The sequence below is a fragment of the Spirosoma sordidisoli genome (assembly GCF_004138325.1).
In the GTDB taxonomy this organism is placed as follows: Bacteria; Bacteroidota; Bacteroidia; order Cytophagales; family Spirosomataceae; genus Spirosoma; species Spirosoma sordidisoli.
Genome location: NZ_SBLB01000017.1, coordinates 1 through 14,107, shown reverse-complemented (window position 1 = coordinate 14,107; position 14,107 = coordinate 1). Strand labels below are relative to the sequence as shown.

General features: G+C 57.7%; 14 protein-coding genes. 3 read left to right on the top strand and 11 right to left on the bottom strand.

Features of this window, described 5'->3' with window-relative positions; translation table 11 throughout:
• Nucleotides 1–42: 42 nt before the first annotated feature.
• On the bottom strand, nucleotides 43–873 hold the full coding sequence (locus EQG79_RS30395) for an alpha/beta fold hydrolase (RefSeq protein ID WP_129606968.1): 831 nt from the start codon (nucleotides 871–873) through the stop codon (nucleotides 43–45).
• Nucleotides 874–944: 71 nt separating this feature from the next.
• On the opposite strand from EQG79_RS30395, the gene ggt reads away from it, so the two are divergent.
• Nucleotides 945–2,747 carry a gamma-glutamyltransferase gene (ggt, locus tag EQG79_RS30390; RefSeq protein ID WP_129606966.1) on the top strand — a complete coding sequence of 601 codons (1,803 nt, stop codon included), beginning with the start codon at nucleotides 945–947 and terminating at the stop codon, nucleotides 2,745–2,747.
• Nucleotides 2,748–2,849: 102 nt separating this feature from the next.
• Here ggt and EQG79_RS30385 read toward each other — a convergent pair whose 3' ends face one another.
• Nucleotides 2,850–3,467 (bottom strand): DUF4142 domain-containing protein, encoded by a 618-nt coding sequence (locus EQG79_RS30385; RefSeq protein WP_129606964.1) that lies wholly within the window; start codon nucleotides 3,465–3,467, stop codon nucleotides 2,850–2,852.
• Nucleotides 3,454–4,041, bottom strand: coding sequence for a DUF4142 domain-containing protein (locus tag EQG79_RS30380; protein ID WP_161492759.1), 588 nt, complete (start codon nucleotides 4,039–4,041; stop codon nucleotides 3,454–3,456). The genes EQG79_RS30385 and EQG79_RS30380 overlap by 14 nt, the downstream gene beginning before the upstream one ends.
• A gap of 357 nt (nucleotides 4,042–4,398) precedes the next feature.
• On the opposite strand from EQG79_RS30380, the gene EQG79_RS30375 reads away from it, so the two are divergent.
• A complete protein-coding gene (locus tag EQG79_RS30375; protein ID WP_129606960.1) occupies nucleotides 4,399–5,010 on the top strand; it encodes a hypothetical protein in 612 nt (203 codons plus the stop codon).
• A 155-nt stretch (nucleotides 5,011–5,165) separates the two neighbouring features.
• On the opposite strand, the gene EQG79_RS30370 is transcribed toward EQG79_RS30375, so the two are convergent.
• The 6 genes from EQG79_RS30370 to EQG79_RS30345 all read right to left on the bottom strand — a co-directional run bounded on the left by EQG79_RS30370 (nucleotide 5,166) and on the right by EQG79_RS30345 (nucleotide 11,091).
• A complete protein-coding gene (locus EQG79_RS30370; protein WP_129606958.1) occupies nucleotides 5,166–6,062 on the bottom strand; it encodes a flavin reductase family protein in 897 nt (298 codons plus the stop codon).
• A complete protein-coding gene (fahA, locus tag EQG79_RS30365; RefSeq protein ID WP_129606956.1) occupies nucleotides 6,049–7,251 on the bottom strand; it encodes a fumarylacetoacetase in 1,203 nt (400 codons plus the stop codon). Before fahA ends, EQG79_RS30370 begins: the two co-directional genes overlap by 14 nt.
• A 50-nt stretch (nucleotides 7,252–7,301) precedes the next feature.
• A complete protein-coding gene (locus EQG79_RS30360; protein WP_077921552.1) occupies nucleotides 7,302–7,739 on the bottom strand; it encodes a MarR family winged helix-turn-helix transcriptional regulator in 438 nt (145 codons plus the stop codon).
• A 114-nt stretch (nucleotides 7,740–7,853) separates the two neighbouring features.
• Entirely contained in the window at nucleotides 7,854–8,651 is a 798-nt protein-coding gene (locus EQG79_RS30355) for a phenylalanine 4-monooxygenase (RefSeq protein WP_394343332.1), read from the bottom strand.
• Nucleotides 8,652–8,664: 13 nt separating this feature from the next.
• On the bottom strand, nucleotides 8,665–9,789 hold the full coding sequence (gene hppD, locus EQG79_RS30350) for a 4-hydroxyphenylpyruvate dioxygenase (protein WP_129606952.1): 1,125 nt from the start codon (nucleotides 9,787–9,789) through the stop codon (nucleotides 8,665–8,667).
• A gap of 117 nt (nucleotides 9,790–9,906) precedes the next feature.
• Nucleotides 9,907–11,091 carry a homogentisate 1,2-dioxygenase gene (locus tag EQG79_RS30345; protein ID WP_129606950.1) on the bottom strand — a complete coding sequence of 395 codons (1,185 nt, stop codon included), beginning with the start codon at nucleotides 11,089–11,091 and terminating at the stop codon, nucleotides 9,907–9,909.
• 419 nt (nucleotides 11,092–11,510) lie between these two features.
• On the opposite strand from EQG79_RS30345, the gene EQG79_RS30340 reads away from it, so the two are divergent.
• Nucleotides 11,511–12,422 (top strand): nucleotidyltransferase family protein, encoded by a 912-nt coding sequence (locus EQG79_RS30340; RefSeq protein ID WP_129606949.1) that lies wholly within the window; start codon nucleotides 11,511–11,513, stop codon nucleotides 12,420–12,422.
• Here the strand turns inward: EQG79_RS30340 and EQG79_RS30335 are convergent.
• Nucleotides 12,401–13,270, bottom strand: coding sequence for a DUF937 domain-containing protein (locus tag EQG79_RS30335; protein ID WP_129606947.1), 870 nt, complete (start codon nucleotides 13,268–13,270; stop codon nucleotides 12,401–12,403). The genes EQG79_RS30340 and EQG79_RS30335 overlap by 22 nt on opposite strands.
• Nucleotides 13,271–13,387: 117 nt before the next feature.
• On the bottom strand, nucleotides 13,388–13,960 hold the full coding sequence (locus tag EQG79_RS30330; RefSeq protein WP_077921541.1) for a DUF4136 domain-containing protein: 573 nt from the start codon (nucleotides 13,958–13,960) through the stop codon (nucleotides 13,388–13,390).
• Nucleotides 13,961–14,107: the final 147 nt, after the last annotated feature.

Below are 14,107 nucleotides of genomic sequence, written 5' to 3'. Positions count from 1 at the left end.
AACGGTTTTCGGACGGATGCGCAGCCTGGGCGGATAAGTGGTTCATCGGGAGCCGTCCGGACCGACCGATTCCAGGAACGAGCGGATGGCGTGGGTAACCGCTTCCGGCTCTTCGACGCTCGAACTGTGGCCCGCGCGCGGAACGATGACCAGCTGCGATCCGGCAATGGCTTCGTGGATACGCTGCGCTTTGGGCGGCCTGGTGGCTACATCTTCGTCGCCCACAACCACCAGCGTCGGGGCAGTTACCTGGCCCAGTTCGGGCAGAATGGGGTTGCGGTCAATAACCCCGTTGACGGCCCGGGTGATGCTTCGTTTGTTTTGCCGCAGCTGCTTCGTCCAGTACAGTCGTTCGTCGGCGCGGGCGGGGTCGTTCAGGAACGTCTGGCCGAACATGATCTTCATGACCGGACCTGCTACGGCCCAGGTGCCAAGCCAGTTTACTACGGTGCAGAGCGTTCGGTATTTGCCCACGTTTTCGAGGGGCTCTCCCTCGGCCGATGTTTCGAGCAGCAGCAGCGACCGGAGGAGGTCGGGCCGGCGAGCCGCCAGCCGCATCCCGATAAAGCCGCCCATCGACAGCCCCGCAAAATGAACGCGGCCCAGCGACAACCCCTCGATCAGGGCTACCGCGTCCTGATAAAGCGTATCCATGTCGTAGCCATCGGCGGTTATCTCACTGCGGCCCTGCCCCCGATGATCGTAGGTGATGATGCGGTACTGACTGCGCAGAGCGGCTACCTGTTTGTGGAACATATGGCCGCTCCAGAGCAGACCATGCGAAAAAACCAGGGTCTCCGCCGGGGAGGCCGTTTGTCCTTCCTGACTGTCTTCGTAATACAGGCGAACGCCGTTTGCTGTGAAATAGGGCATGGTTTGGTTTCTACGGATTCTGTGGTTTCTTTTGTTATTGTCCCAATATGCTCATACAACCTGTTGGCTCCATGATAAAACGTATCCTACCCCATGCTCTACTGCTGGCTGTATCGCTGGCGGCCTGTAAAACCCAGTCGCCCGGTACGACTGCATCGACAACCCGTATTCAGGAAAGCCAGGGCGTTTACCAGTACCGCGACGAAGACCCGACCGTCAAGCCGTTCTATTCGGATCGGCAGGGAGTAATTGGGCGTAACGGCATGGTGGCGTCGGCGCATCCCGAAGCGTCGGCGGTCGGGCTGGCTATTTTGCAGGCGGGGGGCAACGCCGTCGACGCAGCCGTGGCGGTGCAGTTTGCGCTGGCGGTGGTATATCCGGGTGCGGGCAACATTGGCGGGGGCGGCTTCATGGTTTACCGCGACCGCGACGGCAAGGCCTACACGCTCGACTACCGCGAAAAAGCGCCGGGCCAGGCCACGCAGAACATGTACCTCGACTCGCTCGGTAACGTACGGGCGGGGTTGAGCATCAGTGGTCATCTGGCCAGCGGGGTACCGGGTTCGGTAGATGGTATGGTCGAAGCCCACAAACGCTTCGGCAAACTGTCGTGGACGCAGGTGCTCCAGCCGGCTATCGATCTGGCGGCCCGGGGTTTCGCGCTCACCGAACGCGATGCGCTGGGACTCAACCGGATCAAAAACGACCTGAACCGGATCAATCCCGGTAAGACCTATTTCCTGAAAAGCACCGTTCCGACCGATACCCTCACCTGGCACAAAGGGGACCGGCTGGTGCAGGCCGATCTGGCCCAAACCCTGCAACGCATACAGGCGCAGGGGCGGGCGGGTTTCTACGAAGGCGAAACGGCCCGGCTGGTTGCCGAAGAGATGCAGCGCGGGGGTGGCCTGATTACCGAAGCCGACCTGCGCAACTACCACTCGGTCTGGCGCGAGCCCATCAGGGCGGCCTATAAACAGTATACGGTAATCACCATGCCACCTACGTCGAGTGGTGGGGTAGCGCTGGTGCAGCTGATGCGGTTTACGGAGCCGTTTCCGCTGCGTCGGTGGGGCTGGAACCGCGACAGCACGGTGCAGGTGATGATCGAAGCCGAACGGCGCGTGTATGCCGACCGGGCCAAATTTCTGGGTGATCCTGATTTCATAAAAGTGCCGACTCAGCAGCTGATGAGCCCTGACTACCTGCGCAGCCGCTGGACCGACTTCTCGTTTGCCAAAGCAACCGACAGCAAAGCCGTACGGGGCGGCACGATTCCGGGCTACGAGAGCCTCGAAACCACCCACTTCTCGGTCGTTGACAAAGACGGTAGTGCGGTCAGTATCACGACGACCCTGAACGGGGGGTATGGCAGCCGTGTGGTCGTGGGAGGGGCCGGCTTCTTCCTGAACAACGAGATGGACGATTTCAGCGTAAAGCCGGGCGTTCCCAATATGTTCGGGCTGATCGGCAATCAGGCTAACGCCATTGCGCCCAACAAGCGGATGCTGTCGAGCATGACCCCCACTATTCTGGAAAAAGACGGTAAACTGTTTATGGTTGTCGGTACGCCCGGCGGGTCTACCATCATCACATCGGTATATCAGACCATCCTGAACGTGATCGAGCACGGTATGACGATGCAGCAGGCCGTTAACGCCCTGAAATTTCACCACCAGTGGCTCCCCGACAAAACGACCTTCGAGAATGGCGCTTTTCCAGACGCCACCGTTCAGTCGCTACAAAACCGGGGCTACGTGCTCGAACGAATGACCAACACCCTTGGACGCATGGACTGCGTCCTGATTCGGCCCGACGGCAGCTACGAAGGCGCATCCGACCCCCGCGCCGACAACACCGCCCGAGGCTACTGATTTTAATGATGAGTGATGAGTGGGGGAGTTGCCCGTGTCACTGTCCTCACGGACATGGGGGGCTACGCCACTCATCGCTCATCATTCATCACTCATCGCTTATCATTCTTGCTTCTTCGTTTTTTCGGCTTCGGTCATGAGGTCGTCGGCGTGGGCGGAGATGCTGAGGGCCAGGTTCTTAACCGTCGGGCTGCTGGAGTTCTGGTTGAGGTTCTTGGTTTTGCTAACCAGCTGATCGTACAGATCGGCCAGGTAGCGCAGGTAGCGCTTGTCGAAATCGGCACCGGCTTTCTCGTCCCGCAGCGCATTGACCATCGATTCACTATCCGTCGATAACGTTTGGGGCAGCACAATGGCGTAGGTCCGGGCCACGCTGTCGAGGCTGGCCTTGTGTCGACGTTCCTGATCGACAGACCGCTGGGCCAGGGCTTTTATGGTTGGATCGGTAGTCCGTTTCAGCGCCAGTTCGCTGAGCGTTCGGGCCGTCTGGCTGGCGTTTGCGACGGTTCCCATAAATTCAGCTACGTCTTTGGCATTGGCTTTGGAGTCGGCGGGCAAACGCGATTCCTGATCGGGCCTCACCTGTTCGATCAGGCTGTCGTTGGTGGCTTCGGCCACTTTCGTACTATCTTTCCGGGCCGAGCAGCCCCCCAGCCACAGGGCCGTCGCCGTGAGCAGCAGACAGGCCAGTCTTCGCAGGGCGTGGTTATTCCAGTACATTTTTGAGCTGTTTGGCCTGGTCCTTATGCTTCCCGTCGTTGGTCTGGACCTTTTTGGCCAGCTCCTTTACCGCGTCGTTGGGGGCGTTATCTTCAAGATCGTCGGCCACGTCGAGGGCCTTATCGTTGACTTTGGCCATTTCGGAGAGGTAGTCGATGTCGAACGCGGTACCTGCCTGGGCATCCTGTAAGTCATCGATCCGGTTCTTGCCTTCCCGGGCCATAGCCGTTGGCAGGGTGACGTTCAGCTGACGGGCCAGCGCCCGCAGGTCCCGCTCCGACTGCTGATGTTCGTTCATGGCCTGCTGGGCCAGCGCTTTGACCTGCGGATTGGTGGCTCGCTGAAAAGCTACCTTGCTCAGCTCGTATTCGGTCATGCTCATACTGGCCAGATCGACGAGGCTTTTTGAGACGTCTTTCGCCTTGTCTTTATCGTCTTCGCTGATGGCAATCGCCTGTTTATCGATGCGTTCTTCGTTGACTTTATTGGCTTTGCTGGTGCTGTCGTCGGATGCGCAGCCTACGTTTATCAAAAGAACTGCCAGGAGTGCGGCAGATATAAGCGTTGGTTTCATAGCGTTCATAGATTCTCTACCTAACAGAACCCGATAGATCAACGCTTGTTTGGTTTTAAGACACTGTGCCACCCGCCAACCTTCCATCTACTGGCCCAGCGCTCGGGTCATAAGCCGGCTAAAGTCATACGCTCGGTAACTTCAGCAGTCAGCGCACCGTCTGAGTACGGTAAGATGTCTTGAGTGGACTACCCCTGACAGTGGCTGCAGGCCCTGTCAGGGTAGTCCACTCAGTTTGGAGTCATTTTTTTGGCGGGGCCATACGAGCCACTGTCAGTGCATACGAGCCACTGTCAGGACCTGCGGCCACTGGCAGGGCTCGTATGCACTGACAGGTCTTTTCCTTCACTGCGATACATGGAGAAACTTATTCCGTTGGAGCCAGGCAGGTTCTACCATATTTACAACCGGGGTATCAACGGCACGTCACTCTTCCCGAGGCCTCAGTTGTACCGGTCTTTCCTGAACGATTATGCCTATTTCACGGAGCCAGTCTTCGATACATACGCCTACTGCCTGCTAAACAATCACTTTCATATACTGGTCCGCATCAAAGAACCGCACGAAGTAGATAGCCAACGATGGCGCACGGAGCGCGGCTGGACGAAGCTATCGGAGCCATCCCGGTTGCTGGGGCATGCGTTCAACAGTCACGCTCAAACGGTCAACGCGTTGACGGGCCGGACAGGCGGCTTATTTGAAGGGCCTTTTCATCGGGAGTGGGTCGATCGGGATACGTACTTCAGTCAGCTCGTTTTTTACATCCACAGCAACCCGCTGAAGCACGGTTTTGTCTCAGATTTTACCACGTACCCACATTCGTCTTACCAGTCGCATCTATCAACAAAACCAACTCTGCTGAAGCGCCAGTTTGTACTCGACTGGTTCGGTGGGCACCAATCATACATCGACTTCCACACCGGTATGACCCGCGAAGCGTTTTCTGATTTCCTGGACGAGAAAGTGTGAGTTGGTCTCTCTAACCCGGCCATTGGCCGCAGGCCCTGCCCGTGGTTAGAGAGACCAACTCACACTTTCTCTCTCCTCCACCACGATCAGGACCTGCGTCGCACCGATCACCCCGCCCCACCACGATCAGGGCCTGCGGCCACTGATCGGGTGGGTCAGGCCGACAGCAGGGTTAGCCAGGCTTCGCGGACGTTGTTCTGGGCGAGAAGTTGTCTGGCGCGGAGGTGAAGCAGGTCGGGCAGGTACTGGCAACCGGTTCGGGCTTCGTTGAAAAGCTCGGTCAGCGTTCCCGACAGGCGGTACTCGTTGACCTCGTCGGGCGTGGGCAGGCTGAGAACGCTGCCCAGTTTGCCCAGATCGTTACCGGTCAGAATAGCGCTGTTTCGTACGGCGGCTGGCAACTGATCGATACCGATACCCATCTGCGGACGACTTACTTCAAAGAGAGCATCGCCCTGCGCCCGAACGTACCAGTCGCCCCCCAGCCGACCAATGAGGTCCATCCGGTGCGGGTCAACGGCGCCTGCTGCGCTCAAAAAGCCGTCCTGTACGTGGGCCAGCACAACCTCACAGATGACCAGCGTACCAGCGCCCGGTCCATCGGCGTCATTGTCCGGGCCGACGGGCAGCAGTTGCCGCACAACGCACTCGAACGATACCGGCGACTCGGCCACGCGCGGTGGCCGCACCCGTTCGGAGGGCGCTTCCGTAAAACCTGCCTTGGTGAACTCGCTGACGTGTCGGTCAAACTCGGCACTGGCCAGCGACGTCTGCTCAACCATAGCATGACTGACCATGTTGATAACCACCTCGGGCACCTCCTCAACGTTGAGCAGCGTATGTTTTTTGTGGCCGTGTCGGTTACGACTGGGCGAAAAGACCAGTATGGGCGGGTTGAAACCGAATACGTTGAAGAAGCTGTACGGAGCCAGGTTTACGTGTCCATCGGCACTGACCGTACTGACAAACGCAATCGGACGCGGAGCTACGGCACTGTTCAGGAGCCGGTAAAACTCGTGGGGTTTAAGGTCGGCGGGGTTAATGGTGGTCATACGATAGAGGGGGTTGTATGTCGCCATGCACATCGCCCAGGTCGACCCGAAGGCCGTTCGAAAATCCCCAGCCGCGCAGGCTGATCCGGTCGCCATCGAGCAGGAACGTGCGGCTGCTGTTGTCAGGCAAATGCAGCGGGCGGGTGCCGTTCCAGCTCAGCTCCAGCAGTGAACCATAACTGCCCGGTTCCGGACCCGACACGGTGCCGGTCGCCAGTACATCGCCAACGGTGAGGTTACAGCCGTTGACGGTATGATGGGCTACCATCTGCGCAAATGACCAGTACAGATACCGGGCGTTGGTTCGGCTGATGATGATCCCGTCGGCGTCGCCGGAGGGGTGCAGAACGACTTCCAGTTCCAAATCGAAGGCCGATGGTGGATGGGTACCCTGCAGATACGGGAGCGGAGTGGGCTCCTGAGGCTGCGCGGCTACCCGAAACGGTTCCAGATCGATCAGTGGCACGACCCAGGCCGACATACTCGACCCGAAATTTTTCCCCAGAAAGGGGCCCAGCGGCTGGTATTCCCAGCGCTGGATGTCCCGGGCCGACCAGTCGTTGAAGAGCGTAATCCCGAAAATGTAGTCTTCGGCCTTATCGACGGCGATGGGTTCGCCCAGCGGATTGCTTTTGCCGATAATCAGCCCCAGCTCCAGCTCAAAATCCAGCGCCCGCGACGGCCCGAAAGTCGGGTGGCCATCGGGCGTCGGGAGCTGACCGGCCGGTCGGCGGATGGGCGTACCCGATACCACCAGGCTCGACGCCCGGCCGTGGTAGGCTACGGGCAGGTGGCGGTAGTTGGGCAGGAGGGGAGCCGCGTCAGGGCGAAACATCTGTCCCACATGTTCGGCATGGTAGATGCCCGCGTAAAAGTCGGTATAATCACCGACCCGAACCGGCAGGTAGAGTCTGGCCCGTGTTTCATCAATGAGTACCTGATCCCGAACGCCGTTCAGGCCCGCTTCGTTGCTGGCCAGCAGCTGCCTGATACGCTGCCCCACGGCCTGCCAGACCGGTTTTCCCAGCGCGATGAAGTCGTTCAGGGCCGAGCGGGTGAACACGTTGGGATCGACACCGAGGTCATCGAAAAAACCCAGCAGACCAGCTACTTCCAGATCAAGTATGTGGTTGCCGTATTTATAGCCCACCCGCGGGCTGCTGATGCCGTAACTGAAAATGCCGTACATAGGAGGAGAACAGGCCGAATGGAGCTGGAATCAGTCCCCGGTTTGGCTCGTCATTCACTTACATTTTGATAGATAGAATCCATGATGCGAACGAAGTGCTGATAGTCTTCTTCGCTGAGTTCGCCCCAGCCTTTTCGTCGCATGGCCGATACAACGGGGAGTACCTCCCGGTGTTTGGCCGCCCCGGCTTCGGTCAGAAAAACCAGGAACTTGCGCCGGTCATCGTCGGCCATCCGGCGTTCGGTGAGGCCTTTCTGGCTGAGCAGGTCGATGATGCGCGTAACCGTTGGCGCATCTTTCGTGGTCATCTCGGCCAGGTTGTTCTGACTGATGCCGGGGTTTCGGTACAGATGATCAATAACCACCCACTGGTCAACGGTCAGGTCGAAACCGGCTTCGTTAAACTGTTTTTGCAGCGCATTCCGGATCTTCTTGATCGTTGTGTCAATTTTAAAAAAATAGGCCCGGGTATCGGAAGGATGGGTCATGGACTGGGTTATTCAGTGATCACTGGCCCTCACGAACAGGCTGGCGCTTGTCGGCTGCGAACCGACAAATGACCATCCGTGACGGCTACTGACGCGAAGCTAACCACTAACGGGCTAACTAACCAATAACCCCTCCAGGGTTGCCTCAATCTCAGGTACCGAGTGGAACAGCTGCTCGTAGGAGTCGATGACGAAATAACGGGCCTGAAAATGATCGATGATATAGGGTGTCTGGAGCAAGGTAGCCACATCGTACGGACTGCGTTCGGGCACATCGCTCTCCAGCGCGTAGATCGTCTCGCCCGGCGATGAAAGAATACCTCCTCCGTAAATGCGCAGTCCGTCGGGCTCCTGGATGAGTCCAAACTCAACGGTATACCAGTACAGCCGCGAAATCATGTCGATAGCTTCGGGATGGTCTACAAACCGCAGGGCAATCCGGCTCAGGGCGGCCAGGAAGTCGCAGAACGACTGGTTGGTCAGCACCGGCACATGCCCGAAGGTGTCGTGAAACATGTCTGGTTCGGGCAGGTAATCGAGCTGGTCGCGGCTGCGAACCCAGGTAGTGGCCGGAAACTGACGGTCGGCCATTAGCTCGAAAAAGTCGCGGTTGCCGATCAGGCCCGGCACCGGCACAACCCGCCAGCCCGTAATGGGGAGCAGGCGTGGGTTGAGGTCGCGCTCAAAATCGGGGATGCGGGCATTGGGAAAACCCGTAGCCACGATCCCGTCCATGTACGCCTGGCTGGCCCGACCCGGCAGGCGCTCCATCTGCCGCCGGAACAGCAGCTCCCAGACGGCCTGATCGTCGGGGGTGTATGTCGAATAGTTCTGGATCATGTTGGTGAGTGATGGAGTGATTGGTGATTGAGTGAGAACGCCCCGTTGTTCAGGTACTCGATCACCAACCACTCGACCGCTAAAATTATAACGTTCCCCGGAGCGCCTGTTCCCGCTCGATGGCTTCAAAAAGGGCTTTAAAATTGCCTTTTCCGAACGAACGGGCTCCCTTGCGCTGAATAATTTCAAAAAACAGCGTGGGGCGCGGGCAAACGGGCTTAGTGAAAATCTGGAGAAGATACCCCTCATCGTCGCGATCGACGAGTACGCCCAGCGAGCGCAGGGTGGTTATTTCCTCGTCGATCTGACCAACGCGGTCGGCCAGGTTGTCGTAGTAGGTATCGGGTACGGTCAGGAACTCGACGCCCCGGTCGCGGAGGGTCAGTACGGTATCGACGATGTTATCGGTAGCCACGGCAATATGCTGAACACCGGGTCCGCCGTAGAAGTCGAGGTACTCTTCGATCTGCGATTTCTTCTTGCCCTCGGCCGGTTCGTTGATCGGGAACTTAACCCGGCCGTTGCCGTTGCTCATGACCTTGCTCATCAGCGCCGTATAATCGGTCGAGATGTCTTTATCGTCGAAGCTGACGAGCTGCTGGAAGCCCATCACATCCTGGTAAAACTGCATCCACTGGTTCATCTCGTTCCAGCCCACATTGCCTACCATATGATCAACGTACTTCAGGCCCGCGTCGGCCAGGCGGTAGGTCGGGTTCCAGGCTTCGTAGCCGGGCAGAAATACGCCTGTGTAGTCGTTACGCTCCACAAACAGATGCACCGTATCGCCGTAGGTATGGATGCCGGACCGGACTACATACCCGTTATCGTCCTGCTCGCGGGTGGGCTCCAGGAACGGGCGGGCACCGCGTCGGGTCGTTTCCTCGAAGGCCTTCGTCGCGTTATCGACCCACAGCGCCACGACCCGAACGCCGTCGCCGTGTTGATCGATATGACGCCCGATGTCAGAATCGCCATGGAGCGGTGAGGTTAGCACCAGCCGGATTTTACCCTGCTGTACTACATACGATTCGCGGTCGCGTTGTCCCGTCGACAGGCCGGCATGGGCCACGGGCTGAAACCCGAACGCGGTCTGGAAATAGTGGGCCGACTGCCGGGCATTGCCCACATACAGTTCGAGGTAATCCGTACCATTCAGTGGCAGAAAGTCAACAGCCGCAGCCGTCTCTACATAGTCTAGTGTTTCCATGATCGTTTGTTGATGTGATGTAGGGCCGCGATCGCACCGGCGCCCCGGCCTTCGCGTCTCTCGTGCTTTAGCAACTGTTTGGTCAGCCAGCTCTACCAGGCATCAGCCTTGCGTCGCTTACGCGTCCAGCCAGGATTGGTAGTATTTCCCATCGTCGATGCGGAGCGCCTGTTCGGTCAGCATCAGGGGGCGAAACGTATCGACCATCACGGCATACTCGACCGTTTCCCGTTTGCCGATACTTCGCTCCATCGCGCCCGGTGCGGGACCATGAGGGATACCGCCGGGGTGCAGCGTTATATGACCCGGAGCAATGTCGTTGCGCGACATAAAATCGCCGTCTACGTAATAGATGACCTCGTCGGAGTCGATGTTCGAGTGGTTATAGGGAGCCGGAATCGCCTTTGGATGATAATCGTACAGGCGCGGGCAGAACGAACAAACGACAAACGTGTCGGTCTGAAAGGTCTGGTGGACCGGCGGGGGCTGGTGGACCCGACCCGTAATCGGTTCAAAATCCTGGATGTTGAAGGCGTAGGGGTAGTTATAACCATCCCAGCCGATTACATCGAACGGATGCGTGGCATATACCAGCGAGTGGAGGGCGCCCTGCTTTTTGATCTTCATCAGAAAGTCGCCCGTCTCGTCGTGGGTTTCGAGGTTCTGAGGCCGTCGAATATCCCGTTCGCAGAAGGGAGCATGTTCCAGCATCTGCCCGAAGTGATTTCGGTAGCGTTTGGGGGTATAGATGGGTGAGTGCGATTCTACGTACAGCAGCCTTGTTTCGGGCGTATCGAACGTAATCTGGTAGATCATGCCGCGCGGAATGACCAGGTAGTCGCCGTAGCCGAACCGGATTTGGCCCAGCAGCGTACGGAGCGTTCCGGTGCCCCGATGAACGAACAGCAACTCGTCGGCATCGGCGTTTTTGTAGAAATAGTCGGTCAGCGACTGGCGCGGGGCCGCTACTCCAACCAGCAGGTCTTTGTTGACGAAGAGGGGTACCCGACTGCCGAGGTAATCATCGCGATCGGCTGGCTCGGCGTCAAACCCGATCAGTTTCCGCGCCATGATGTTTTTCTCGACGGCCAGTTTGGGCGTCATGTCTACGCTGCCCAGCACGTTGCGTACCATCGTTGGGCGATGAACATGGTAGAGGAGCGACGACATGCCATCGAAACCGATCGTACCGAAGAGCTGCTCGTAGTACAAGCCGCCCGGACCGCCCGACTGACCAGCTGGCTTCTCAAACTGCGTGTGCCGTTTGGGCGGAATTTGACCGAGTGAGTGATAGAAAGGCATATCGGTGGTGCCGACCCCTCCCGGCTGATGTAGTATAAGCAACCAGCCGGGAGTGTCGGGCTTTTGTTGATGAAGTGTAGTTGTTATAACAACTATTGTTATGCGCAAATTTATACTAACAACTATAAAACTTGCATATTGTTCAGATTAAATTTTGTAAAAAGATGATCTGGAGGTATGTGCAGGGGAAATAGACAAACACCGCCCGGCTCTGGCCGGTTTTAGCTCAGGAGATACCCGAGTGGATTGCCCGAATGAACCACGCGCTCTTGCTGGCTTGTCTCCTGACGGCATACCGTTGCGGCAAATCATCGTAAGCGGCTAAGGGGCTTTTCTGTACCTTTGGCCGTGTAATCATTCAGTCCAGAAGCATACTATTCATCTGGTAGCGCGCAGCGTTGCCCCTATTGACCACTTTGATGCAACCTACCCTTTTAATTCTGGCAGCCGGTATGGGCAGCCGTTACGGCGGAATCAAACAACTCGACCAGTTTGGTCCACATGGCGAAACGATCATCGACTATTCGCTTTTCGACGCCATCCGGGCTGGCTTTGGCAAGGTCGTTTTCATTATTCGGGAGGAGTTACGAAACGACTTCGACGAGATATTCGGGAAAAAATTAGCGGGAAAAATCGAGGTAGACTACGCCATTCAGTCGCTGGGTGCTTACGTTCCCGAGGAGCTGGGGGAGGTTCGGCGCACCAAGCCCTGGGGTACGGGCCATGCCATGTTATGTGCCAAGGAGCATACGACTACGCCCTTCGCCGTAATCAACGCCGACGACTTCTACGGGCTTGAGGCCTTTCAGCTGATCGGCAACTTTCTGGCCACCGACACCGAAGATGATCTACACGCCATGGTCGGTTACGAAGTGCAGAAGACGCTGTCTGAAAATGGATCTGTTTCGCGGGGTGTTTGTACGGTAGATGCGTATGGCCACCTGGCATCGGTTATCGAACGGACCAAAATTTACCAGGAAGAGCAGGGCGGAACCGGTCGGCGGATTGTTTTTGAGGAAAACGACGACCTGACGTCCCTCTCGCCCGATACGCCGGTGTCGATGAACTTCTGGGGGTTCAAGCCCAGCGTATTTCCGCTGGTACAGAAACAGTTCGAGAGTTACGCCATCGCCAACATCGACTCGCCCAAAGCCGAGTTTTATATTCCAACCGTGATGACCAATCTAATCCAGACCGAAACGGGCCGCTGCAAAGTGTTCCGAAGCCAGTCAGAATGGTTTGGAGTGACCTACCCCGACGACAAGCCGACGGTTCAGGCCGCTCTCAGGCAGCTGCACGATGAAGGTGCCTACCCCGATACGTTGTGGTAGTCGGCCGGGCTCATCCAGCAGTGTAGCACCGAGCGGGTATGGGCTGCCCCGGTCGTTGAGGAATCGGTCGAGTTTTCGCGCTGGCAGGCCCTGATCGTGAAAACGAATAGAGCGGAGCCCAGGAGCAGGATTAGCCACGGTAGCCACTGGCCTCCCCCTTTATTTTCCTGTGGGTGCACCTGAAAATAGGTCGGTACATCTTCCAAACGGTTTGATGATACGGACGTAGCCCGGTCACTACTACCTGTCCATTCGGCGGCAGTAGTGGCCGGGCTATCCAGAAATGTCAGGCCCGGAATGGTACGCAGGTGAATCAGAAAATCAGCGGGCACGGCGGCCTGCAGGCTACCGCCGTCGGGGCGGGTCAGTACGGATGGCTCGCCGGCTTTTTCGTCGGCGGTTTGTTTGCCCAGTACACTTAGTAAGACCGAACTGGTCAGGCTGAGGGTTGCCGCGGCAGATGATGATCGAACGGAACTATACTCCGCCAGCGAGTTGATGAGTAAATCGGCGGTTGGGCCGAAGAGACTGGCTGTAATGGAGGAGCCGGTTGCCAGCAACCTGTTCAGCTGACCGCTGCTGCCGCTCAGCATCCCCAAAAGACTGTCTTCTGCCTCATGGTCTCCGGCGGGGGGCATCACCAGGTTGACCTGCTTTATCATGTCGGTTAGCAGGCTGTAGCCTCCCGGCTCCGCCAGGCTGTGTGTCAGTTGGCCCAATACCGTTGGTAACGCACCAAGCACGGCCTTGCTGATAGCCTGCGAACTTTCGCCCAGATGTGTACCAAGCTGATCGACAACCGGTTTAGTCAGGCGTTGTTGAGCAAGGTCAAGTACAGTGGTCATCATGTCGATACGGGTTGGGCGGTCGGCAAAGCCGCACACAAAAAAGCCGTTGTCGCTTTTGTCGGCGGCAACGGCTTTTGAGACTACTTACTATATGGTTGGTAACGTCTTTAGCGAAGGTTAACTTTTCCGCTCCGGGAATTTCTCGGCGATACGTTCGACTTCTTTGGTCAGCTGAGCCGCAATCCGGGCGGGGTCGCCAATGGCGTTCTGCACCGACCCGCGCCACACCAGCTGTCGGGTTCGGGTGTCGACCATGTCGACCACGACCGTACCGGCCTGGTACTGCTCCTGGGTATACTGCTGACCGCCCCAGCCCCACCAGCCAGGTCCCCAGCCGCCATAGCCCCAGCGGCCCCAACCCAGATAGGGGCCGTAGAACGGCGACGTGGGAGCCGCCACGGTGCGGGTTTTATCTTCTACGAAAAAATGGTAGCCAACCAGCAGGTCGGGACGGGAACGAACCGGTTTCAGGCCTTTCTCCGACAGCACCCGGCTCAGGGTGTTCTCGACACTCTCGGTGGCCAGCTGGTTGTAATAAAGGGGGTTTTCGCCTGCTTTGATGTCTGAATCCATCCAGGCATAGGTTCGATATTTACTGAAATTTACGCGGCTGTTGCTATCTACCGTTACCCGGGGGGCGCAGCCGATCATAGCCGTCAGCAGGACGGCTACCAGCATGATTCGCTTCATAACGTTGTGTTGTTTACATTTCTCTACCAAACTAGTAGGAATGTAAAAAGTTTCGTAGAGACGCGATCGGACCGGCGCCCCGGCCCTCGCGTCTCTACAGGAATGGCTGACGCGAAGGAGACGCGAAGGCCGGGGCGCCGGTCCGAT

Bases quoted from the DNA above. Each gene is read 5' to 3' on its own strand.
- EQG79_RS30385 (WP_129606964.1), bottom strand. From the start codon at position 3,467: ATGTACTGGAATAACCACGCCCTGCGAAGACTGGCCTGTCTGCTGCTC.
- EQG79_RS30395 (WP_129606968.1), bottom strand. From the start codon at position 873: ATGCCCTATTTCACAGCAAACGGCGTTCGCCTGTATTACGAAGACAGT.
- EQG79_RS30375 (WP_129606960.1), top strand. From the start codon at position 4,399: ATGGAGAAACTTATTCCGTTGGAGCCAGGCAGGTTCTACCATATTTAC.
- EQG79_RS30380 (WP_161492759.1), bottom strand. From the start codon at position 4,041: ATGAAACCAACGCTTATATCTGCCGCACTCCTGGCAGTTCTTTTGATA.
- EQG79_RS30360 (WP_077921552.1), bottom strand. From the start codon at position 7,739: ATGACCCATCCTTCCGATACCCGGGCCTATTTTTTTAAAATTGACACA.
- ggt (WP_129606966.1), top strand. From the start codon at position 945: ATGATAAAACGTATCCTACCCCATGCTCTACTGCTGGCTGTATCGCTG.
- fahA (WP_129606956.1), bottom strand. From the start codon at position 7,251: ATGTACGGCATTTTCAGTTACGGCATCAGCAGCCCGCGGGTGGGCTAT.
- EQG79_RS30335 (WP_129606947.1), bottom strand. From the start codon at position 13,270: ATGATGACCACTGTACTTGACCTTGCTCAACAACGCCTGACTAAACCG.
- EQG79_RS30340 (WP_129606949.1), top strand. From the start codon at position 11,511: ATGCAACCTACCCTTTTAATTCTGGCAGCCGGTATGGGCAGCCGTTAC.
- hppD (WP_129606952.1), bottom strand. From the start codon at position 9,789: ATGGAAACACTAGACTATGTAGAGACGGCTGCGGCTGTTGACTTTCTG.
- EQG79_RS30330 (WP_077921541.1), bottom strand. From the start codon at position 13,960: ATGAAGCGAATCATGCTGGTAGCCGTCCTGCTGACGGCTATGATCGGC.
- EQG79_RS30370 (WP_129606958.1), bottom strand. From the start codon at position 6,062: ATGACCACCATTAACCCCGCCGACCTTAAACCCCACGAGTTTTACCGG.
- EQG79_RS30345 (WP_129606950.1), bottom strand. From the start codon at position 11,091: ATGCCTTTCTATCACTCACTCGGTCAAATTCCGCCCAAACGGCACACG.